Consider the following 22479-nt stretch of genomic DNA (forward strand, 5'->3'; position numbering starts at 1 on the left):
CCTTGCCACCTGAGGTTAGTTCGGCCTGCACGAACGCGCGGGTGACGTCGGCGAGGCCGACGACGACATCATCGACGTGTAGGTCCGCCAGGGTGCGGCTCCGCCGCGGACGTGGACTTTGGCGCGCGACGAGCGTCCTCACCAAGTCTGGGCTGGTCCTCTGCGACGTGGCCTAGCCACCGACCCCGGAAGCCCACACGTTTAGGCCTGGGCGGGGTCACGACACTCTTAGGATGCCAGTATGGGAGACACTCCGGTTGCCCGCGCCACCACGTCACGAACGCGACACCACCCTGTCAGAGTGCTGATGATCGGAGACCCGGTCGACCACCACATTGCTGTCGTGGCAGACCGGCTCCCGGCACGAGGCACTGTTGTTCTTGACGCGGCGACACTGCCGTCGGTGTTGCGGAGAATGACCCTGGACGAGTGCATGCTCGACGACCTGGCCGGCGAGCCCGTACGCCTTACGCCGGAAGGGCCCGTGCGGGGCTGGCTCCGGCGCCTGGCACCAGCCGGATGGGACCGTGACGTTGTCCTGGGGAGCAAGAGCGCAGCACGCATGGCTGCTCGGATGACAGCGCTGGCCGCCGTGCTGCGCCAGCCTGGCATTCAATGGCTCTGCGGCGTCGACGCGCTCTTCGCCGCGGAGAACAAGATCGTGCAGTACCAGGCTGCCCGTGCACTCGGACTGCGGACGCCGACGACCGTGATCACCGGCGACCCAGCTGCGCTGGCAGCCGAACTTGGCGAGCCCTTTGTCATCAAACCGCTGGGACCGGGCAACTTCACTGGGACGAATGGACGGGAAGAGGTGATCTACACCCAGACCGTCGCCGCCGCACAACTGGCAGGCGCGAACCTTCTCGACGCGCCGTTCCTCGCACAAGAGCTTCTGACAGCCAAGGCCCACCTGCGTATCGTGACGGTCACAGACCGGGCGTGGACTGCCGAACTCGGCGCGGACGGCCTGCCCCTCGACTGGCGTCAAGCCAGCAGAGCCCACCACTCCTTTGCGGCCTCAGATCGCTGGCCGGCCGTGGAACACGACGCCATCCGTCTGGCCCAGCACCTTGCAACCGGCATCAGCTGCCAGGACTGGATCGTCGACGACTCCGGAGCGGCGTTCATCGACCTCAACCCGGGGGGCCAGTGGCTGTTCCTACCCGGCACGCTCACCTCCCAGGTGGCCGACCATCTCGCCTCCTGGCTGCGGAGCGCATAAATGCCGAGCGTCACAGGTCGCTTCGCTGAAGCCCGCCTCTACCTCACCTACTGTGCGGCCTTGCTCCACCCGGGCCGCGCCGTGCCCACCTTCACCCAGTCAACTGCAGTCAGCATTGACCTCGACACGCACACCAGCGACGAGTTCACTCTCCTCATCGACGAAGGCCGGCGCCAGCTCGACCGGCAGATGGCCGACCTCGACCGCATCCGTAACCGGGCCGGAGCCCTTGCCACCGTCTCCCTCGGCCTCACCGCAGCCGTCTTCACCAAGAGCGCAGACATCCTTGAGCGTCACTGGGTCCTCATTGCCCTGTGGGCCTCTGCCTGCACGCTGGCTCTCCTGGCCGTCGCCGGAGCAGCTTCTGTGCTGTCGGCACGCGCTGTCTTCGGCTCCACCGATACCAAAATGGCGGCCGAGGGGCCCCGCCCTCTTGACCGCTACCTCGCCGAAGCCTACGCCGAGAACGTCGCCGTCGGAGAGGAGACCGTGAGGACATTCCTCACGGTCTTCCGCGACGCCGTGACCCTGGCGGTAGTCTCAGCCCTCGTATTCCTGCTGGTCCTCGCAGGCCTCGCACGCAACCCAGGCAGCGCCACCCCCGAGCCCCCGAAGGAGGCCCCGTGTCCAACCTCTATGACCTGTTCAGCGTCCCCGACACCGAAGGCGCAGTAGCCCCGCTCTTCACGGCGAGCACCCAGCCTCCCAGACCGCCGAAGCCGGGAAGCACTCTCACGGCGTCCCAAGAGACCACCGACGCCGATCGTGCCGCCATGCTCCTGGGCGCGGTGGGCCTGTAGTCAGCGAAATGTCCGTCCCCCGGTCTGCGTAGCAGACCATCATGCAGATCGAATTAAGCGGCCCTACTGACAACCAGCGCGGGTGCCCGCTCAGCCGGGCAGTCACCGTCCACAAATCGGCAGGACACGCCCCGTGATTGGCGCCTACCTTCTTCGCATGAACGACGCCATGCCCGAGGGCGAAGCCATACGCCTCTTCACCGTCCCGATCACACCGGACTTTGCCACGGCTGCCGCCAGCATCCTCGAACGGTTTCGTGGACTTGCTGACGACTCCCTGCGCCTGAAGGGCCCCGAAGCCTTCGAGCAGAACGCCGACTCGCCGTTCGGGAGGGACAATGCCGAGCTCGGCGCCCTCAGTGAGCCGCTGCGCGGCGAGCGCCACAAACTGCACGGCCTGCTTCTGGAAACAGCGTGCCTGACGAAGGACAACGCACTCGATCATGTGCGTGCGTTGGAGCATGACCTTTCGATGCAGCCACCACCTGTCTGGTCACCACTGACACTCAGCCGCGTGGTCATGGAAGGAGTGCTCTTCTCCGAGTACCTCCTTGACCCCACCATCCCCTTGAACCGGCGTCTCGCCCGTCTGGCCGGAGTATGGAGGACGGACGCCGGCTATGCACAGAGGCAGGCCGAAGCTCACGGGCAGGAACCGGCTGAAGCCGGCCAGATGCTCGCCTACGTCGAGGATGCGTTGCAGAGGTGCCAGGCCACGGAGCGGCACAACGCGAAGGGGAAGCTCATCGGCTACAGCTTCGGCAGCGAGCCTGCGCCCTTGGACATCAACATCACTGAGCGAGCCACCATGGCCATGCCCGACTGGCTGCCGGCGCCCTACCGCCTGACCTCGGGAGCGGCGCACAATCGACCGTGGATGATCGGCCGTGCCAAGGACCTGGCGGGCGAGGAGGCCCTCGCAGGGGAGGCTGCGACAGTCATGGCCGCAGTGATGGTCTCCATGGGCGCGATCGAGACGGTCGTCCGTGTCTTCGGAGAGTACTTCGGCGCGGACGTGAGCCGAGTGTTGCAGATGATGGAGGAGCAGCGGCAGGTATTTCTGTACGAGGCGATCGTCATCGCGCACAGGCGGTAGCTGTGCGAGAGCCGACCTGCGCATAAGCCTCACCCCGCCTTGCCGCTCGCCTCACCGGCGAGGAATCGGATTACGGCCTGACCCTGACGCCGCAGCGCCGAGGCGAGCGAGGGAGCCCGCCCAGGCAGACAACGTGCTGTTCTCGCCGGACGTTGAGCCGTTCCCAGCACAGATCAAAAGCACCAAGCAGCCAGTGGGCGGCAGAGACCGCCCGCCTGTCAGGCCGCAGACCGACGATCCCACCAGACATCTGGCGGACCAAAGATGTCGGCAGAACTCTCACATGCCAGTTCACCTGTGCTGTGTCGTGACTTGCGGGGTGCAAGTTAACTATTGGTACTGACATTTCCCATGGGTAATGGCTGGAATCTTCAGGGTGGCGGAGTCGGTGCGCCTGCCACACTCTGTCCGTGAATTCCACGGCCATGCGCCTGCTTCTTTCTCCGGTCACCTGTGCGAAAGCAGTACGCCTGATGCGGAAATCCGGGTGGTCCCTGTCCTTCGACGTGGCATGGCGGACCGCACGAATCGCCTCCCACCCCGACGAGCTGGTCTACCGCGAGGCCGGTCACCGTACACACCTGGCATCGGACACGACGTCAGCCCATGTGTCACCGCCTCCTCGCGAACCACAGTGACCACTCCATAACCACTGTTTGCGCGAGCTCGAAAAGTGTTCGAATAAAGTCGCGCGGCTGCAGTGAAGTGGCCTATTTTGCAGCTTCTTTCGCGCCATGGGTGCTGGAAACAGTGCGGGCGCCACCGCCTCGGAGGTAAGAAGAGCACGCGTATTCCAGTCCTTGGTCGCCACTTCCGGGGGAAGCCATGAATGACGCCGCAGACCTCTCTCTTATCGCTGGCAGCGCACTGCCGGCGGCCTTCACCTTCCTGTTCCAGCGGCTGCAGACGGCCCTGGAGCGACGTCGCTCAGCGCGGACAGAGCAGCCGGAACACGACCCGGACATCCCGGTGGAACTGGTCGGCAGTCTCCAACTGCCGCTGCGGATCGACGAGGAGGAACTCGCTGACCACGCCCCGGTGCTGGAGGCCCTGGCATTCGGACTGCGACCCTACGACCGCGACCCCCACCTGATCACCGCACACGACGCCGACCTGATGCAGGCACTCGGAAAGGTGCGTGAAGGACTGGAGCGCGTCTACGGCCAGCGGTTCACCTTCCAGGGGGAGACGCGACAGAGCAGCGGCCCCCTCAGCGTCCAGCACTACGACACCGTGACCGGCGAAGTGGTCGGCATGGAAGCAGAGCAGGCCATCCTCGGCGCCGCCACGAGCACGATCAGGGCCGGGAGCGTCGAAGCCGGGGGCAGGGTCGTCGGGATGAAAGCCCCGATCATCGACGGCCGCAGCTGACCGCTGCCCTTGCCAGCCTCCCCTCTGCTCTCTCCCGAGGAGGAACCCACCGCATGACCCAGCCCGTCTCCGACAACCCAGCTGCAGGGTCCGACGAAGATCTCCCGCAGTCCGTCGATGAGAAGGACACGCGACAGCCCCTGACTCCGGATTCCGGCAACCTCAGCACACGAGAGCCCTCACCGTCTCCCGCCCCGGCCGCCGCCCCCCACCTAGCGGCGTACCCGGCACACACCACGGCGGAATCGCCCAAAGCCGATCCGGCGCGTACAGAGGACACCGACGACGCCCCCGGCGCCGGCGAGGGAAACGACGACGTGAGGGGGGAGGAGCCAACGAGGCACACACAGCCGGAGGCCCCCGGTGAGCCGACGGCCGTCACTCTTCCCGCCACCGCCGACGCCGCTGCGGACGGCTCCGGCGAGGCGCCCGCCTTCCCAAGCGGGGCCTACGCCGACGTTCACGCCGACACCAACCACGGCACCATGATCGGACAGTTCTTCGAGGCAGTGGAACGCCTCAGCGGTGCCCCCCTGCCTCCGCAATGGGTGGACCGGGAACTCGCCGACTACGTGCCGGTGAAGAACGAGGCGGAACTCGCCCGCCGGCTGCAGGACGACCGCGTCGTCGTACTCTTCGCAGATCACTTCGGCAGCGGCCGGTGGACGACGGCGCTGCGTCTGCTGACGACGCTTCCCAGCCAGCCCCGCACCCTGAGGCGGATCCGCCGTGAGCCCGGCGACGCCTTCAGCACCGAAGGCATCAGAGGCCACAAACGCACCGGCTGGATCCTCGACCTTCGCGATCCGGACGACAGCATCCCGGCCACCTGCGACTTCGGCCTCGAACTCCGCCACACCGCGGACCTGGACGCGGACGACTCCCACCTCGTCGTGCTCATCAGAACCCGTCTGTGGCACCAGATCGGACACGGAGCCGGCCACCTTGCACACACCCCAGCCCCTCCGGCCCAGGCCACGCTCTTCGCCGCACTCCTGCAGTCCGCCGGCTTCGAGCACGCGAGAGACTTCGCCGCCGACCACCGCCTGACCGAACAACTGGCCAACCTGCGACCAGGACAGGTCAAAGAGCACGCCCAGACGCTCATCCGCGCCGAACGCCACTACCGCAGCGCCACCGGCAGAGGAACCGACCCACGGAGCCCGGGCTTCGAAGCGGTCGTCGCAGCCGCCGCCAACGCCACCTCCGGATGGATGGACGTGCTTGCCATCTGGCACTCCCACCCGCAGAGAACCAGCTACGACCGCAACTACCTGCTCCTGACCGCCGTCTACGGCGGAGAACCCATCGACAGCGTCCACACCAAGATCGCTTCGCTCTCACAGGCCTTCGACGAGAAGGAGCCGGCCGGAGCACGGCCCAAGGGCCAGCAGGGACCGGGCCTGATCCAGTTGGCACGGCAGATCGAAGCCGATCCGCTCCCCGACGGCCGTCTGCGCTTTCCCGGGCCGGGATTTGCCGAGGCCGTCGTGCGCTACTTCTGGCGTGACCGGCCCGAACTCATCACCCCTTTCACCCGGTGGACAGCGAAACTCTGTCTTGACCTCGGAAAGAAGCAAGGCACGCAGCTCGCCGAACGCATGATCCCCTGGGCGCTGCACGACCTCCAAGCCTCCCGCTCCACCAAACTGCTGCGCCAGGTGGCCGACGACTGGGCACAGGAAGACGCCCAGGCCCCCCACGCACACGACCTCATCGTCGCAGCCATACTCGACCCACAGACCGCGCAACTAGTCAAGAACGCCGCCGACCGCTGGACCGGACAGCCGGACACCAGCCCACCGCTCCTGCGGACCCTCGCCCACGTCTTCCAAACCCTCACCCCCGCACAACCCGCACGCATGCTACGCCGACTGGGCACCCTCGCCTCCTCCCAGAAACCAGGGGTCGCGGACGCCGTCGGTGAAGCTCTCAACACCCTGTTCAGCAGCGAAAAGCTCCGCCCCCAGGTCCGCCAGACACTCGACTCATGGTTCACCAGCACCGACCAGGCCCTGCAACATGCCGCGGCCAGCGCCTTCGTACACGTCGCCGCACAACGCGACCCAGCCGGCCTCCCAGCCCTGCTGCACGCATCGAATGCCGAAGCAGCCCCCTGGGTCATCCGCGGCTGGAGAACCACGCTCGAGGCTGAAAAGCCCAGCCCCACCGCACACCACGCCTGCGCCGTCTGGCTCGACGCAGCCACGACACGACCGGACACCACAGAACGCATCCTCACCACGCTGGTCCGGTCCGTGCACGACGTCGCCGGCCACGATCTGCGGGGCCAGCGCTACCTCAATCTCGTCCGCATGGCCGAACGATGGCTCATCCGGCACGGCACCACCCACCATCACGACCGCGAGCACGTCCACACCATGCTCATGCACCGCACCATGCAGGCAGACCCTCACCGCAGCCAGGACAGAGAGGACGCATCGACGGGTGACTAGGATCCGGCTCTGGCCGGGACGGCAGGGCACGCTGACAGCAACGTTCACGGCTGCCAGCACAGAGGCCGACTTCCGCTTCGACGTGCACGCCGAAGGACACTGGCGGGCCACACGCCGAGGCCACCACGACCCCGCCGCATCCGCGACCTGCCATGTCATCGACGAGACGAAACGGCTGGCAGCTGAACACTCGGTCCTCGCCGCTGCAGAACTGCAGCACCGGGTCAACGCACTCCTCGGCCGACCAAGACAACTGCCAGAGACCACCGTGAGCCTCAACTGGGCACGTGTACTGGTACACGTCCACCCAGAGACTCAACACGTGGCCCACACCCGCCTTCGCCTGCGCGCCCGAGCACAAACGCAGTGGGAACTCAAGCAGATGACAATGGCCCAAGCCGAAACCTACCGAGACCAACTGCGCGAAGACCCCAACCTGCTCCTCGCGCAGCTACTCCTCCACTCGCCCCAAGCGATCACCCAGCAAACCCTGGACATCCTCCCCCAAATCGCCAGGGCCGTAGCCGCCTACGCCCCCGGCGCCAGGTGGGTGCAGACAGCGCTCCTCCTCGACAAGTGGTTCGCGGACCTGCCGACCGACGCCAAGAGATTCATCATCGACCGCCTCAGTACCACCCTCACCGAATTCGGTGGCGAGGCCATCGCACAACAACTAAGAGACGCCCACGACACGTCGGTACCGACTGAACACCCCACCCAAGGGGAGGACACAGACCACAGTCCGGCCGGCCTCAACGGCTACGAGCACCACAGCGGATGACGAACGAGACACGATGCTCCTGCCCTGCCTATCGGCCACCTATATGCCCCCCTCGGAACGTCAGCGGTGTGCGGGTGAGGCCAATGGCGCCTGCCGCATCCGGTCCAGCTCGTCGTAGATTCGTGCGCGCAGCTGGGCACGCGGCTCCGTAAGCTGCAGGCGTCCGTAGCGCGTCTCGTAACGGGCCAGGTGGGCGCGGATGTGCCGGTAGAGGTCGGGGTGGCGGCGGACGAGCTCGTCGTAGGCCTGGTCCCCGGCCTGCTTCAGCAGCTTGTAGCTGGGGTCCCGGTGCTCGGCCAGGGTCATCCCGTCGTTGAGTGCGGTGATCAGCCGGATGGATTCGGAGCGGCGTTGCAGCAGTGCGGCGAACAGGCGTCGTCGGCCGTGGAGTTGTCCGAGCTGTGGGGCGTGGCGAGGCCGGCCCGTGAGTGTGAGGTCGTGCAGGTGTTTGGGGTGGGGGTTGTGCGCGCTCGGGGCCATCTCGATCAGGGCCTCGGTGAGCTGGTCGCGCCACCGGTTAAGTACCAGCGGATGGCACAGCGCGTCGTCGCGGGCGTCCTGCCGTGCGGCGTCCGCGACGATGCGCCGCCGGAAGGCCGGCCCGTCAAGCTCGAACAACTCGCGCACCACGTCGGTGACCGGCGCGGCGAGCCATCCATTGTCGATGCAGCGCGTGATCTTTTCCGGGATGGAACGAATGTGCACGGTGGCCGAAGGAGCGACGCCTGCGTCTGCCGCCAGGCGGCGTACCAGCGTCTCCTTCTCCTCCGGAAGGTATCGGCCCAGCCACGCCCGTGCCAGGCGCCGGGAGTCGTTGGTTGCCGCGGGGAACGGGAGGACCCCCGCGGCGGTGAGTTCCGCGATGCGCTGCCCCTTGAGGCGCCGCTCCGCATCGCGCAGCTGGTTGCGTACGGCCCGCTCCTGTACGGCCAAGTCCTCCCCTCTTCGCGGCCGCTGCCGGACAGGACGCGGACCTCACGACGGATCTGCCGGTCGTGCACCGCGTAAGTGAGGGCATCGATACTCTGCTCGATGCGATCCGGACCGAAGAGCAGCTCGTCCAGGCCGGTTCGCTGGAGCCCGCATGCGTGCGCGGTGACCACCTTGGCCAGGTCGAGGAAGCTCACGGTCACCAGATCCGCCAGCTCATGCATAGGGAGCCGCCACGGCTGCAGGTGCGGCGTACGGGTGGCCCTGAGGCCCACGCCGGAGAGCACGGGACCGGTCCGGTGCTGGACGGGACGTTCGTGGGGCTCGGCGAGGTCGAGGGCGAAGCGCATCTTCACGTAGCGGATCGTGCGGCCGCGGTGCAGCGCGGCGGTGGGACGGTCCCACAGAGTTCGGCACGGGGCGTTTCTGGCAGCCCCGCAGGTCGGGCATACGATCGTCATGACCTCGCACGAACGCACATTCCACAGGGCCTGCCGCCCCGGGGTGGTGCTGAGTGCATCGTCGGCCCGCGCGTAGTCATCAAAGCTGGAGCACATGGGCCGGAGGCTGCCAGGCGCGTCTCGTTCCCTGACCGGGCCACACCGCGCCGGCGCTGTGAGTGACCCGGATGGAAAGACCTGTGTTCCAGTCGTGGACTCGTGTTCGCATTCCGTCGCTCTATCGGGTGAACTCCGTGGGTGAGGCTGTCGGAGGGGCGTCGGCGGCCTGGCACTTGTGCTGTGCGGGGAGTCGCGGGACGCCGACGTCATGGGCAGGGGAGGGTTCTCGCGTAGAGCCGGACCAGTAGAGGCATCTGATAGAGCCCGCCTCCGGCGGATGTCAGCAGTCCGCTGTCGAGGAGGGCCTCCGTAAGGCGCTCGGCATCACCCATGCCGCAGTCGAGGGTACGTGCCGCCTGCTGCAGGGACACCAGCGCGTCCGCTGTGCTCAACATACGTAAAGCGGCGGCTTGTTCGGCACTGAGTTGACAGTAGCTGCTTTCGATGACTGGCTTTACGGACATGCTCCCCGCCTGCAGCTCGTCCAGCCTCCCGTCCTCGTTTGCGAGTCTCTCCGCAAGGTCTGAGACCGTCCAGGTCCGGTGTGCCAGTAGACGGCAGGCAGCGGCACGGACAGCGAGCGGTAGGAAGCCACATGCGGCCGTCACGTAGCGGGCCGCTCCCTGGTCGTCAGTGGGCGGGCGGCCAGCGATCCGGGTGAAGAGGTAGAGTGCCTCGGTTGGGGACATCTCGTCGAGCTCGACCAGGTGGGCGCCGGGGAGGTCGATCATTCGCGTTCGGGAGGTGACCAGTACGGCGCACCCCTGTGCGGCGGGTAGCAGCCACTGGACTTGCCCTGCGTCCTTTGCGTGGTCCAGGACCACGAGGACGCGGCGGCCGTGAAGCGCCGAGCGGTACAGCGCGGAGCGCTCCTCGAGCCCTGCTGGAACGATCGACTCTGCCACCCCGAGTGCGCGCAGTGCCGCAGCGAGCGCCGCTTCCGGCGTCGTCCGTTGCAGATCTACATAGAGGTGGCCGTCCGGGAAGAGCTGCGTAACTGCATGTCCGGCCTGCACGGCCAGGGCGGTCTTGCCCACACCCACCGGGCCGCAAACAGCTGCGACTTGCAGGCCGTCGCCGGTGGCGCTCAGCACGCTCGTCAGTTCGGCGAGCTCGCCTGAGCGTCCTACGAAGTCGGGGAGGGCGGCTGGCAGCTGGGCGGGGCGCACGAAGGCTGCAGCCTGCGTGCCGCCGGAGGATGCAGCCGCGCCGAGTGCGAGTTCTGGGTCGGCCTGGAGGATCCGCTGCTGAAGCCGGGCCAGCCCGTCCCGCGGACTTACCCCCAGCTCGTCGGCGAGCAGCCTGTGGGTTTCCGCGTACACGGCGAGGGCCTCAGCCTGCCTTCCTGCGCGATACAGGGCGAGCATCAGCAGCTCGCGCAGACGCTCCCGCAGTGGATACACGGACACCAGTGAAGTCAGCTCGGGCACGACGTCCGCGTGCAGACCGCATGCGAGGTCCATGTCCACGCGGCTTTCGAGCAGTTGCAGCCGCCACTCCTCCAGACGAACGCGCTGGGTCTCGGCGAAAGGTCCTGGAACTCCGGCAAGCGGTTCGCCCTCCCACAGCCCCAGAGCGTGCCGCAGAAATGTCCGTGCACGCTGCAGATCTCCCCGTACGCGCAGCTGCTCGGCCTGCCGTGCCAGATGAGCTGCCATGGTCACGTCGCACCCCTGGTCAGGGAGGCGTACCGCGTAGCCGCCGGACTCGCTCACGAGCGTTCCCGGATCCATCACCTTACGCAGCCGTGAGGCGTATGTCCGTACAGCGGCCAGGGCCTGAGGCGGCGGGTCCTCACCCCACAACGCGTCAACGATCTCCGCCGCTGTCGCGGTCCGTCCTTCCCGCAGCACCAATACCGCCAGCAGGGCTCGCTGCTGGGGCGAGCCGGTGGGCAGCTGCTCGCCATCCCGCCACAGCCGCACCGGCCCCAGCGCCGCGGCGTACAGGCCAGATGCGGGAACCGACGGCCGCACAGGCACGGCCGGAGCCGCAGGCCTGTGCGGCGGCAGGGGAGAGAACACGCTGGCGTGCTGCCCGCCCCGGACGCGCTCCCACGCCGCGACCCACGCCGCATGCTCTGACGAGGCGACCAGGCAGGCCGTGAGGAAGCCGGTCAGCTGGTGCTCGTCACGCGGCACCGTCCGGCCGAGCACGATGCGATGGGCGGTGCTGTGAGGGAGCCGCCCCGCACCCGCACGCCTCTCCATCACACGCACCGAGGGCCGACCGGCCAACTCGTACAACTCCCGCAGTGCCGCATGGAGCATCTCCACGCCGTCGATGTCCTGCACGCTCGCCGGCGCAGAGCCCGCACTGCGAAGCCTGCCCCGGCGAGCCTGCCGCCACAGATCCATCGCTGTGTCCACCGGTGCACCGCAGGCGATGGCGTATGCGCGAACGCTGCGCTCACTGGGCACGGACCGGCCCGATGCCGCCCGCTGCAGTGTGGTGGCGTGAAGGCCCACGCGTGCGGCCAACTCGGCGTATGAGCAGCCCGTGTTCGAACGCTGGTCGCGCAGCCACCTGGCCAGCCTCACCAGGGCCCGGTTCGACGAGGCGATCGGTCTCTCCTTGCGCCCCACAGCCGTATGGTCGTCAGCCGGCGGCGAGAGCGGTCGCAGCCTGCACCACGGATCGGTGCAGGCGCTTGCCCGCTCCACGAACGGCAGTCAGCGTGCCGGCCGCCACGAGACCGGCCCCGCCCAGCACAGCCAGAACCGAAGAGAGCTCCAGGCCGTAGACGGACAGGACGCAGGCAAGCACGGCGATCACCACGATCACCATGGCGTCGGCGAACGGGGACCGGTGCCCGGCCGATGAGCCGTGCAGCACGCACCGTACTGAAGCGAAGGTTCGAGGCATGGTCTTCTCCTGGAATCAAGTGCACCCCGCCCAGGCGGGGGCGCGTTGCGGGCTCCAATGTCGAACAGCCGGAACGGTGTTTGCCGACGCCGTCCGGGGCCTGCATCCTGCCACCCGCCCCGCCGATCGGGGGATACCCCCAGAATCGATGATGCGTAGGCGTCCAAGACCTTTGTGCGGGGCCGTCCAAGCGCCGCTGCTGGCGAGCACCCGGCAGGCCAGCACATTTATCGCCGACGGCAACTCTTCTTGCCCCCGGCACGCCATATAGATGCCGCGCCATCCCAATCGTGTTCAAAGCCCGTTGAGGGGCCCCGGGCAGCATTCGAGCGGCACGACGGCATGTGCCACTCCTGACAGTTGCGGGCTCCACCCAGCAGATCAGGAACCCTGCGCGATCACGTTGCCGCGTGAGACCGCTCCAGGCCGGCATCCCCTCAGGGTATGGGGGAGGCCGGCCGTGCCGTGCGCCCAGCGCGCTCCAGAAATACCCGAGAGGAGCGCGGGGCGGATCGGTCCGGCTCGTGCCCAACTCCCCGCAGCACTACGTTCTGGTGGCCTGGCGAGCGCGCCAACACTGTGAAGCCTGCCGCTGAACCGGTCCGCCTCACAGGCAAACCCATCATCTGTCTACGTCGGGCACAAAACCGACGGATCGGACCGTCGCGGACCGTTGGATCAGCCCGTTGGTGCGGGCCTTGATCCGTTTTTCGGTCGTCCTCCGCAGAGATCACGTCAGTGGAGACTGTCCGCTGGTTGTGAACGTTCTGTGTTCGGTAGCCCTGGGGAGACTCACGCGATTTGGCGTGTACCTGTGGACTGGGGTGCCGATGACACTAAGACGTTCGCTCTCACGAGCCCGGATGCGTGCAGCTGCCGTACTCGTCCCGGGACTGCTGGCCTCGCTCCTGGTGCCGTTGGGCAGTGCGCATGCAGGCGACTCCGACGCCTTACGCGTCGAGACCTATATGCGGCCGCTCAACGCTGCACCTCTCGACCTGGCAGACCTGCAGCAGTCGAGAAGATCCACACTGAGCGGCCTGGCGGAGGAAGCGGCTGCACAGGGGCTCCTGCCGCATGAAACGGTAGGACCCGCCAAGACCTTCGCCCCCCTCGCAGCGGAAGAGTCGGCCCGTGACCAGCCACCCAGACGCGAGCCGTCCGCCGCCATGGCGCCGACAGCAGTCACTCTCCCCGAACCCCCGCACACCATGACGAAACAGGAATGCGTTCTGGGACTCGCGACAGCATCCATCTACATCAAGTCCCGCTACGCAGTCTGTTCCGGCAAGCAATTCGACCAGGTCTGGCTGCGCAACGGTCGCCCGGTCGGCACCAGCCACTTCGACGTACTCACCATCGGCACCATCCCGCTAAACAGCAGGACGCTCACGATCACCTACCACTTCACCGACTTCACCGCGGTCGGCGACAACGGCGCACCCTCCATGGGTATCACCACAAAGGGCGGAATCGCCCAGAGCTGGCCATCGACAGCAAAGTACACCCAGGGCGGGGTATCCATGCCCTTCACCCGGACGTTGACACAACTGCTGGGAACCGACACCTTCCAGCACACGGTGTACGCCGCCCCAGGCCAGGGATCCACCGGAACACGAGCCGATCACCTCGCCGCGGTCTACATACCGAACATCAGCATCAAGGCACCGCCGGCCTGGACCACCGAACCCATCACCGGAGGCAATCTGTTCATGCTGCCGCCCCGCTGGGACAAGGCCGAGTACCTGCCCAACGCAGCCGCAGGCGGCGCCGCCACCTGGGCCGTCATGACCCCGCTGCAGTACAGCACCGCGGCCGGCGCCCCAGAGAGAGAAGTAGCCCTGCACATCCAGAAGGCGTTCACCGAACCGGGCAAAACACAGCCTCCCCTGGCGACCAAGGACGTCCCGGGACAGACCGCCGACGCTCCGCTGACCCGCCTCTACTGGGACACCAAGCGCCGGGAACAGAACCGCAACCGCTCCGTCTACAACTGCCAGAAGTACTTCGGCGAGGACTACGCGACATCGGCAGGCTACGCCCGCGAGTGCGACGAATACCCGATGGCAGCGACCTATGAGGGTTCAGCCCAGCCGACCTACGACCCGCTCGCCGAACCCGGCAACTTCAGCGTCATGGCCGTGAAGAAGGAAGACAACGGCGCCGCCGGAAACCTCCTCGGCCAGTACTACAACAAGAACCGGCTCCTCGACGGCCCCGACGACGGCTTCCTCGTCGAGATCACTCCGTAGCGACCGTTCCCTGCGGCTGGGGCGGACCACGCCACGGCGCTGAGCCCCAGCCGCCTACTCTTGTGGCCAGAACTGCGCCACGTACCGCTCCACCCCGTGCACCACACCGTGCGAGGCCTGCGCTGCCACCTGAGCCCGCCCCGAGCACACCACCCGCACCATCCAGACACCCGGACCGTCCGACAAGTCGATCGCCCAGGGCATTGGACCTCCCGCAACCCCCGTCGCTCGCAGCCTGCCCGACGCACAGACGATGCTCGCCGTGGCGGTCTCCTCCCAGACTCCCTCCGGCGGCTCCGGCTCGACGTCCCAGACCTCCACCGACAACGAAGCGGTGTGCGTGTGGCCGGCGCTGTGAAAGTCCAGACGGCCCCGGTGAGCAGTGAGAAAGACGTCGGCCTCGAAACCCTCGGGGAACAGGACCGGGACCTGGGAATCGTCGAAATCCTGCAAGGCCCACCCACTGAAGTCCACGTCTACGGGATAGTCCTGGCATGCGATGAGGCCAGCCATGTCTTCTCCTTCGTCGCGGGCACTCGTGCGGCTGCGTTCTAGCATCACGGATCTTCCCCGTCACCGTGCGATGTTCACGTTTCCGTACCATTTGTCTGCCTGTACTGACGATCAAGCCACCCTCGAACCCAGCAGTTCAGGAAAGAACTGACCAGCTTCTGTATGGCCCCGGTGCCTGCATTCACATCATCAGCACCTGCTTGGGCCCGCGGCAACCGCCGTGGACGAGCCCAGGGCCAGGGCGAACACAGAGTCAGAGAGGGCCGCAGGGCATCCCGGTTCGTGTACGCCGCCAGCTGCACGAGCCGCCGGGTAGGCCCGATCGCCCCTTCAGGGAGGGCGGTGCCACATCTCCCCATCCGCGGCTTCCCCAGGCTTCTTCGGTGTTTGTTCCCTTGCACGACAGACGTTCGGGGCGGCGTGGGCGGGGAGGAGTAGGGCGGTCACGATGGCAGCGAGCGCGAGGGTACGACGCACGGATGTCCCTTCGAAGAACTGGCGGGTCGCGCTCTTGCTACCAAGTGCCGGCGCCGACGCGTCCGGGGCCGGCGGCACGGCCGCCGGATCGGGGGAGAAACCGAGGGACCAGCAGTCCCTATTCCTCACCTGCTCCAGCACGGCCGAGGGGCCCCAGCCGGGGAGGGCTCCGGGCTGGCCTGTAGAGCTGGGGCTGCGGTGCCGCCCATCCCTCAGAGCTGGCTGCATCAGGGCCTGTGTGTCGTTGCCACTCTGGAGGTGGGGTCAGTGGCGACGATGCCTCAGCGGCTGCGATGCACGGCGGGAGCGATGAGCGACCTCTGGCGGTCCGAGTCTCAGAGTTCGGTGAAAGCCGATTGCTCTCACTCGCCCGCTGCGGGAGCGTCGGGAGGGAGGGGGAGGGGCAACAGGCGCTGGCGTGTCTCTATCTGAGGCGGCGTGATCTCGCACAGGCCTGGCAGCATTTTCATGATGGCCGCAGCGAGGATGTGCTCACCCGTGGAGGTTCGCGGTGCCGCCCCAAGGGATCGCGTGCGGATCAGAGCTCCCTCGATGATGGTGTTGAACAACCCGGCCATGTCCAAGTAGGTCACACCTGGGCGCAGCGGCACGTCGTAGGCAGTGAGCAGGGACTCGTACAGACTGGCCCAGACGAGGAGCATTTCGTTTTCGATCCGGGCAACGGCTTCGCGGATGCTCGGCTTGTGCGGCAAGGCAGCTTCGAAGAAGGTCTGCAGGGCGACGACGGGGTCCTCCGCGCTCGACGCCATCTCCACCTCTACGCCGGCACGGATGAGCTCGCCCAGCGACATCGACTGTGCCTGGTCGACGAGTTGTTGCTGAGCCTCGAGGATTCTTCGCAGCGTGGGGCCGCTGCGGAAGATGTAGGCCAAAAGGTCTTCGATGAATGCCTCCTGGTGGCCCCATGTATCGCTCCACCGCTGCTTGTCCAGCGACTGTGCAAGCTCCGGGTCCGGGATCAGCCGCGCGGCCGCGTGCATCAGCTCCTCGCCGCTGAGGTTGCGGAAGAGACGCCGCTCGGCGGCCGCTTCTCCCTTCAGATGATGCTGGTGCAGCAGGTATGCGCCCAGGTCACAGAACGCGCGCGTCCGTTCGTCCCTCGCCCACGTTGCCTGCGTATTGGCCGTGCGGCTGACCCGGACCCGTCGAAAGACAGAGGCCAGGTCTTCGCTAGGGGCCCCCGCCCAACGGGACGACCACCTCTGCCACGTCCACTGCGTCGCCATGCCACACCCTCTGCGCTCGGGGCGCTTAGCGCCCATGCCCTGCTCGAGTCAAGGGCCACCTTGAATGGCCACGCCGGATTCCATCTCCAGTGTGCTCGCTCAGCGGCGCCTTGGAACAGCGAACGGCAACGGCCCCTGACGAAAAGACGGACGCACCCGAGACTGACGACTCCGCTGCACCGCTCAGCGAGTTCGGCAAGGAGCCGTCATGAAACTTAGCCTCCGGCACAAGAAACCAGCCGCCCTCATGGCCGGCACAGTCGTCACCGCTCTGGGAGGCGCGGTCGGTGCCCTCCTCACGGCGGAGGAACTGCTCGCGCAGAACGGAACCATGGCGAGCGCCTGGTGCGGCGTCTCAACAGCGCTCCTGACGGCCTCGGCAGCACTGGAACGCGCCCGCAGCCGACGCCGGGACAGCAATGCAGGCCCATGCTCGTGTGCTTGCCCTCCGGAGGAGGGCAGCTAGGCCCTGTCTCTTTGGAGCTCTGACGCCTTGGAAAGAGGGCCGATTACTCTGTCGTGATGGCCAAGAGGATTGAGTCGGAACTGGTGGTTGACCTGCGAGGTAGGCCGATCGAGACGCTCGATGACTTCTGGGACGCTGTGGCTGAGCCTTGCGGACTGCCGGAGTGGTTCGGCCGGAACACAGAAGCCTGGCGGGACACCATCCAGACGCGGGGCATTTCTGAGGTCATCGACAGCTATGACGTCCTGGTCGTGCACGTGGACAAGCGAGGAGTCTTCGCTGCCCGGAACCGCGAGGCCCGAGCCCTGCGAAGCGCGTTTTCGGGGAAGCAGTCGCGACTGGTCGTGCACGATCTGCCCTGATCACCGTGTCGAGCGGGACCAGATCAGGATGGCAGCCAGGTGCAAAGCAGCCTCGTAGGCCAGGGCGAGTTTGTCCGTGCGCATTGCCAGACCATGCCATTGCTTCAAGCGGCTGATGCACCGTTCGACGGTGTTGCGCTGCTTGTACGCCTCCGCGTCGAAACCTGGTGGTCGGCCTCCGGCTCGTCCTCTCCGCAGGCGGTGTCCGACCTGGTCGGCAGGCTGCGGGATGACGGCGCGGATGCCTCGCCGTCGGAGATGGATGCGGATCGAGCGAGAGGAATAGGCGCGGTCCGCGAGGACGGCCTCCGGTCGGGTCCGGGGCCTGCCGAGTCCGCGTCGCGGGACGCGGATCCTGGCCATGACGGCCTCGAATGCCGGAGCATCACCCGCCTGACCAGCGGTGACGTAGAGGGCCAACGGTCGCGCCCGGTTATCGCTGGCCAGATGTACCTTCGTACTCAGGCCGCCACGAGAACGTCCGAGTGCGTGATCGTCCGGTTCTGACCGTCGCGCAGCCCCCTTTTCACGGCCCCAGCCGCGTGCTGGTGAGCCCGGCAGACAGTGGAGTCCACCGAGACCGTCCACTCCACGTCGTCATCCGCGTCAGCGGTGGCCAGGACAGCGGCAAGGATCCGTGCCCAGGTGCCGTCGACGGCCCACCTGATGAGACGCTTGTGCGCCGTCTGGAAGGATCCGAGTTCCTCCGGCAGATCCCGCCAGGGCGCACAGGTGCGGTACTTCCACGCGATGGCCTCAAGGGTGCGACGGTGGTCGGCCCATCGCCGACCGCGGACCGGATCGGCCGGCATCAGCGGCTCGGTCCGGTCCCACATCGCATCAGTGATCACTAACCGGATGGACATGTCCGATCAACTGACCAGCGCACCAAAGAGACACGCTCTAGGCGGATTCGTTGGATCAAGTTGGGGCGAGCGATCACGGCGGTTCCGGGGTGGCACCCTGGAGCGATGCGACCTGGAACCGACGTCACCGAGAACGGCCTGCGGCACCTGCTCAATGAGTGGGACCCGATTGGTGTCGCTGACGAGGTGCAAGACGAGTACGACTGCATGCTCGTCCCTCTCCTGCAGCGGCTCCGACGTGGCGCCGACCAAGTGGAGATCGGCGAGTTCCTGCGGCATGAGCTGGTAGATCACTTCGGTCTCACCCCCCTTCCGTCAGAGCCGGAAGCGATGGCTGCCAAAGTGACCTCCTGGTGGACGGTTGTCGTCGCTACCGATGCCACCGGCTGCGTGTAGTCGCTCCTTTCGGATCGTCCGCTTGTTGTCCGAGGGTGCCGTTGACTGACGCGCAGTGGGCGCGGATCGAGCCGTTACTGCCGGACCGGACACCGAAGCGGGGTGGCCGATGGCGAGACCACCGAGAGGTGATCGACGCCATCGTCTGGAAGTTTCAGACCGGGGCACAGTGGGTTCAGCTGCCGGAGAAGTACGGCAACTGGCGTGGCGTCTACAATCGGCTGCGGATGTGGTCCGGCGATGGCACTCTGTCCGCCGCGGTGCAGAAGACTTGCCACCAGCACCGCGACTGCCTGCGCAAACGTGCCGAGGAAGAGACGGTGACCAAGGTGCCGGAGCCGCCCCCGATGCTGTTACCGCCCGCGGAACTGCCCCGCACCCAGATCGCCACCGCTACGAAGACATCCACCAGCTCCTGGTGAAACGCTGGACCATCAGCGCCATCGCCCGCCGACTCAACCTCGACCGCAAGACCGTGCGCCGCTTCCGCGACACCGACCTCGACGAGCTGCTGGCCTCCGCCCGCGAACGCCGCCCCAATGGCGTCCTGGAACCCTTCAAGGCATACCTCAACACCCGCTTCACCGAGGCACAAGGCCAGGTCAGCGGCACCCGACTGTTCCTGGAGATCCAGGCCCGGGGCTACTGCGGCCGCCGCCAAGTCGTCCGCAAACACCTCGCCGCCCTCCGCGCGGGCACCGCCGAACCGGTCAGGGCCAACATCCCCAGCCCGCGCAAGATCACCTCGTGGATCATGCGCTCCCCCGAGACGCTCACTGACAGCCAGAACGAGCGACTCCTTCAGGTCCGGCTCGCCTGCCCGGACATTACCCGTGCCTGCGACCTCGCCCGTGCGTTCGCCGACCTGGTCCGCCACCAGCGCGGATACCTCCGGATGGAATGGATCCGGCAGGCTGAACAGGATGCGCCGATACCGATGAAGGGCTTCGCCGGCTTCCTCCGCCAAGACCTCGACGCCGTCACTGCCGGACTCACCCTGCCGTGGAGTTCCGGGGTGGTCGAAGGACATGTGAACCGGGTGAAAACCCTCAAGAGGGCAATGTATGGCCGAGCCTCCTTCGAACTGCTCCGGACCCGCATCCTCGCCCAGCCATGAGCATCGCGCCGACCGTCCATGCAGGGCCTCTACGCTTCTCACGTGCGCTACCTGACGCAGTCCTTCGCCCTAGGTGCCCTGAGCCGGGGCCGACCGATCGAGCAGTTCCTCGGCCCTGCTGGCTCACCCGAGCGTCCCAGCATCCGCTACGTCGAGGTCAGACCGACCAGGGCCCGCTATGAGATCTACCTGCACACCCTGGAAGACGTTGGTCACGAAACCTTCGTTGACGTAGTCGAGTTCCCTCCTCTTTACACCGACGATGAGGAAGAGGAGTTCGGCCGCCTTGTGACGACTTGCGACGACCCTCTCGGCGCCCTCGCAGCCGCCGAAGACGTCACTGGAGCGGGAAGCGGAAGGTGGGTCAACGCTGGCGTGGTCCAAGACCAGTATCTTGACTACGTGGTGGCCGGACGGCCAGCAAACACGTCACCAGATGGATACCCCTGGCCCATGCCGCCGCCCAGACGTTGACGATCAGCGGAATCACGGAACTGCGGTCAGAGCCGAATTCACAGATCCTCATCAGCCGCGGCCGGTCTGCTCGTCCCAGGTTGGTGGCACACCTGTGATTCAAGCAGGGCCGCACGCTGAAGAAGGCGAACGTCCATGGCGCCGCCGTCCGCCCGGGCCAGAGCCCGTCGTGTCAACCCACGCCGTCGGCGACGTGACACGACACAGGCCCGGTCTGCGGGCGGTGAGCACAGCGGACTTGGGTTTCTACTTGCTCTTCTCGGCTTGTGCAGCGGCCTCGGGAGCGGCTACGGGTCCGGGCGCACCGGTTGCGGTGTAGTAGACAGAGGAGCCTTGCTTGGTGCGCTGGGCATGCTGCTTGGCGACGAGACCTTCGAGCGTGTTGCGAACCACGGTGGTCTGGACAGTGCGTTCGGGATGGGCCTGGTTTAGACCGGCAGTGACCTCTGCCGCGGACCGCGGTTCGCTCTGCGCGGCAAGGTGGCGGCGGACGAGTTCGACGAGGGTGGGTGCGTCGCTCTTCACTGCTGCTGCCTTGCCTGCAGCCTTGGCGGCGCGGGTCTTCTTGGCGGCGGGCTTCTTGGCCGCTGCGCGGCCCTGCGAGGCAGCGGTCTTCTCGGCCCGTGAGCGCCTGCCGCCGGCAGGCGCAGCGGCCGTCTTCTTGCGGGGCGAAGGCACGGTGGTGGTTTCGGCAGCCGGCGCAGGTACCGTGCTGGCCAGTGCCTGCTGGATGTTCACCAGCACACTGTGGTCGTGCTGCAGAACGGTGAGCTTCTCCTGCAGCGTGGCGATGTCCGCGCCGATGCGCTCCTGCTCCTGGGCGTTGCGCTCGAGGTCGCCGGCCACCTGGGCGGCATACTGCGAGGCCACTTCGGTCGTGGTCGCTGTCTCCGACATAGTGCTGTTCTCCTTGGCTGCGTGAGGGAAGTGGAGGGGGAACTGCGGACATGGATGCGCGGGCTGCGCCTGAAAGGCGCGAAACAACACCTGCCGCACATACCCCCGTGCACAGATAGTACGGATACGAGATGAGGATTGGCCCTCTCGGACCACATCCATGCCCACGCCTGAGCTGGACTCCCAATGTTGCAGCATCAGCGGTCCCGATCTGCCGGACGCTGTGACAGCCGTTGCGGGAACTGCCAGAGCACGTCACCGGTCTCCGGACACTGGCGCCAGGACACCAGGGTGCGAGCCGAAACCAGCCGGTCGAGCAACTCCACGGTCTGCTGCGGGGAGTGCCCGCATAGACGGGACACAGCGTCCAAGTCCTCCGTGCTGAAGGGATGCGACGCGAGTGCAAGAGCGGTCAGCCGCAACGCAGCAGGAGCCGCAGCCAGCTGCACCACAGGCGCCGGGTTCAGCGCCCAGTGAGCGGCGCGGCGCCGCGCGCCGCGGCCTGGCGCCTGGTCCAGCACGGTGGCATCCAGCAGCCGTACGGCGACGGATCCGGGCCGGGGGCCGACCGTCTCCAGCCACCCGGCCTGAGCCAGCTCCAGCCACAGCTCCCGGCGCCCGCGCAGCCGCATGCTGCGCAGCAGCCCGTCCGCAACCGTGACACGGCCCAGGGTGTCCGCACGCAGGGCGCACTGCAGAGCGAGCAGCCGGGCAGCGGGTGAGGTGAACTGGGGGAGTGCAGCGGACAGGTAGGTGAGCATCTCCCGCACACGGGCCAGCTCGTCGTGTCCCGAAGACAGGCCGCGGCGGGCACGCCGCAGAATGCCGCCCGCCGGCTTGGGCCGGCGCGCGCCGAGCAGCGTGTCCGGCACGACGGCGGTCCCGCCGGTCGCCGCGGCGCAGGCGGCACAGGCGTCGGCCAAACGCCAGGAGCGCCCGCCGGCCTGCCGGGTGAGCGCCAGCAGCACCGGCCCGCCGCAGCCCCGGGTGCGGGAGTGCCACGAACAGCCCAGGGCGTGGCACTGGCACGTGCGCAGGTGCCCGGGCAGCGCCTCGGCCCTGGCATGGCTGGCCAGGTGAGTCAGGGCTGCCGACCGGGCCGAGGACCCGTCCACTGGGGGCGTGTGGGCCTGGCACTGGATGCAGAACAGTCTCAGCTCTCCCGCTCGCGGGCGCAGCTCGACTGTCCAGACGCGCCGCACCGCGGTCTGTGTACCGGCCAGCCTCATCGGCTCGTCGTCCTCCCGTGAACACAACTGGTGGGCAGGCGTCTTGGCGGCAGGCGCCAGGACGCCAGCACGCTAGTGCAGATTTCCGCACCGTGAATG

Annotated in this window: 20 protein-coding genes and 1 pseudogene; 11 read left to right on the top strand and 10 right to left on the bottom strand. The window is 67.2% G+C overall.

Annotated features, from left to right (window positions below):
- The first annotated feature begins 301 nt into the window (after nucleotides 1–301).
- From ACZ4V1_RS33220 to ACZ4V1_RS33245, 6 genes are all read left to right on the top strand, one after another.
- Nucleotides 302–1225: an ATP-grasp domain-containing protein gene (locus tag ACZ4V1_RS33220; RefSeq protein ID WP_468343967.1), complete on the top strand. Its 924-nt coding sequence runs from the start codon at nucleotides 302–304 to the stop codon at nucleotides 1223–1225.
- Entirely contained in the window at nucleotides 1226–1900 is a 675-nt protein-coding gene (locus tag ACZ4V1_RS33225; protein ID WP_468343970.1) for a hypothetical protein, read from the top strand.
- A gap of 282 nt (nucleotides 1901–2182) precedes the next feature.
- Entirely contained in the window at nucleotides 2183–3121 is a 939-nt protein-coding gene (locus ACZ4V1_RS33230; RefSeq protein ID WP_468343973.1) for a hypothetical protein, read from the top strand.
- Between the two features lie 825 nt (nucleotides 3122–3946).
- Nucleotides 3947–4492, top strand: a complete 546-nt coding sequence (locus ACZ4V1_RS33235) for a hypothetical protein (protein WP_468343975.1) — start codon at nucleotides 3947–3949, stop codon at nucleotides 4490–4492.
- A gap of 317 nt (nucleotides 4493–4809) precedes the next feature.
- Nucleotides 4810–6948 (top strand): hypothetical protein, encoded by a 2139-nt coding sequence (locus tag ACZ4V1_RS33240; RefSeq protein ID WP_468343978.1) that lies wholly within the window; start codon nucleotides 4810–4812, stop codon nucleotides 6946–6948.
- Nucleotides 6941–7729 carry a hypothetical protein gene (locus ACZ4V1_RS33245; RefSeq protein ID WP_468343981.1) on the top strand — a complete coding sequence of 263 codons (789 nt, stop codon included), beginning with the start codon at nucleotides 6941–6943 and terminating at the stop codon, nucleotides 7727–7729. The genes ACZ4V1_RS33240 and ACZ4V1_RS33245 overlap by 8 nt, the downstream gene beginning before the upstream one ends.
- A 60-nt stretch (nucleotides 7730–7789) precedes the next feature.
- Here ACZ4V1_RS33245 and ACZ4V1_RS33250 read toward each other — a convergent pair whose 3' ends face one another.
- The 4 genes and pseudogenes from ACZ4V1_RS33250 to ACZ4V1_RS33265 form a co-directional block, all read right to left on the bottom strand.
- Nucleotides 7790–8662: a hypothetical protein gene (locus tag ACZ4V1_RS33250; RefSeq protein WP_468344045.1), complete on the bottom strand. Its 873-nt coding sequence runs from the start codon at nucleotides 8660–8662 to the stop codon at nucleotides 7790–7792.
- A gap of 368 nt (nucleotides 8663–9030) precedes the next feature.
- A pseudogene (locus ACZ4V1_RS33255) lies at nucleotides 9031–9429 on the bottom strand (hypothetical protein); the annotation flags it as partial.
- Complete coding sequence (locus ACZ4V1_RS33260) at nucleotides 9426–11804, bottom strand: BTAD domain-containing putative transcriptional regulator (protein ID WP_468343984.1); 2379 nt, start codon at nucleotides 11802–11804, stop codon at nucleotides 9426–9428. The gene ACZ4V1_RS33260 and the pseudogene ACZ4V1_RS33255, both read right to left, overlap by 4 nt.
- A gap of 13 nt (nucleotides 11805–11817) precedes the next feature.
- On the bottom strand, nucleotides 11818–12054 hold the full coding sequence (locus tag ACZ4V1_RS33265) for a hypothetical protein (RefSeq protein WP_109031513.1): 237 nt from the start codon (nucleotides 12052–12054) through the stop codon (nucleotides 11818–11820).
- Between the two features lie 893 nt (nucleotides 12055–12947).
- On the opposite strand from ACZ4V1_RS33265, the gene ACZ4V1_RS33270 reads away from it, so the two are divergent.
- Nucleotides 12948–14336 (top strand): hypothetical protein, encoded by a 1389-nt coding sequence (locus ACZ4V1_RS33270; protein ID WP_468343987.1) that lies wholly within the window; start codon nucleotides 12948–12950, stop codon nucleotides 14334–14336.
- Between the two features lie 54 nt (nucleotides 14337–14390).
- Here ACZ4V1_RS33270 and ACZ4V1_RS33275 read toward each other — a convergent pair whose 3' ends face one another.
- Nucleotides 14391–14849, bottom strand: coding sequence for a hypothetical protein (locus tag ACZ4V1_RS33275; protein WP_468343990.1), 459 nt, complete (start codon nucleotides 14847–14849; stop codon nucleotides 14391–14393).
- An 839-nt stretch (nucleotides 14850–15688) separates the two neighbouring features.
- On the bottom strand, nucleotides 15689–16573 hold the full coding sequence (locus tag ACZ4V1_RS33280; RefSeq protein WP_468343992.1) for a hypothetical protein: 885 nt from the start codon (nucleotides 16571–16573) through the stop codon (nucleotides 15689–15691).
- Between the two features lie 522 nt (nucleotides 16574–17095).
- Between ACZ4V1_RS33280 and ACZ4V1_RS33285 the strand changes: the two genes are divergently transcribed.
- On the top strand, nucleotides 17096–17401 hold the full coding sequence (locus ACZ4V1_RS33285; protein WP_468343995.1) for a barstar family protein: 306 nt from the start codon (nucleotides 17096–17098) through the stop codon (nucleotides 17399–17401).
- Here the strand turns inward: ACZ4V1_RS33285 and ACZ4V1_RS33290 are convergent.
- A protein-coding gene (locus tag ACZ4V1_RS33290) for an IS5 family transposase (protein ID WP_468343998.1) occupies nucleotides 17402–18267 on the bottom strand; the annotation gives its coding sequence in 2 pieces (ribosomal slippage) (nucleotides 17402–17910 and nucleotides 17910–18267; 867 coding nt in all).
- A 105-nt stretch (nucleotides 18268–18372) separates the two neighbouring features.
- Here ACZ4V1_RS33290 and ACZ4V1_RS33295 point away from each other — a divergent pair.
- The 3 genes from ACZ4V1_RS33295 to ACZ4V1_RS33305 are packed head-to-tail and all read left to right on the top strand — an operon-like array spanning nucleotide 18373 to nucleotide 19780.
- A complete protein-coding gene (locus ACZ4V1_RS33295) occupies nucleotides 18373–18663 on the top strand; it encodes a hypothetical protein (RefSeq protein WP_468344001.1) in 291 nt (96 codons plus the stop codon).
- A gap of 35 nt (nucleotides 18664–18698) precedes the next feature.
- Nucleotides 18699–19085 (top strand): transposase, encoded by a 387-nt coding sequence (locus tag ACZ4V1_RS33300; protein WP_468344003.1) that lies wholly within the window; start codon nucleotides 18699–18701, stop codon nucleotides 19083–19085.
- The gene (locus ACZ4V1_RS33305; RefSeq protein ID WP_468344006.1) at nucleotides 19082–19780 is read left to right on the top strand and encodes an ISL3 family transposase; all 699 of its coding nucleotides are present in this window, start codon (nucleotides 19082–19084) and stop codon (nucleotides 19778–19780) included. Before ACZ4V1_RS33300 ends, ACZ4V1_RS33305 begins: the two co-directional genes overlap by 4 nt.
- Before the next feature lie 123 nt (nucleotides 19781–19903).
- On the opposite strand, the gene ACZ4V1_RS33310 is transcribed toward ACZ4V1_RS33305, so the two are convergent.
- From ACZ4V1_RS33310 to ACZ4V1_RS33320, 3 genes are all read right to left on the bottom strand, one after another.
- Nucleotides 19904–20164, bottom strand: coding sequence for a hypothetical protein (locus tag ACZ4V1_RS33310; RefSeq protein WP_468344009.1), 261 nt, complete (start codon nucleotides 20162–20164; stop codon nucleotides 19904–19906).
- Between the two features lie 336 nt (nucleotides 20165–20500).
- Nucleotides 20501–21151, bottom strand: a complete 651-nt coding sequence (locus ACZ4V1_RS33315; protein ID WP_468344012.1) for a hypothetical protein — start codon at nucleotides 21149–21151, stop codon at nucleotides 20501–20503.
- Between the two features lie 197 nt (nucleotides 21152–21348).
- The gene (locus ACZ4V1_RS33320; protein WP_468344014.1) at nucleotides 21349–22380 is read right to left on the bottom strand and encodes a hypothetical protein; all 1032 of its coding nucleotides are present in this window, start codon (nucleotides 22378–22380) and stop codon (nucleotides 21349–21351) included.
- Nucleotides 22381–22479 lie beyond the last annotated feature (99 nt).

This window comes from Streptomyces sp. NPDC028991, from assembly GCF_055564775.1.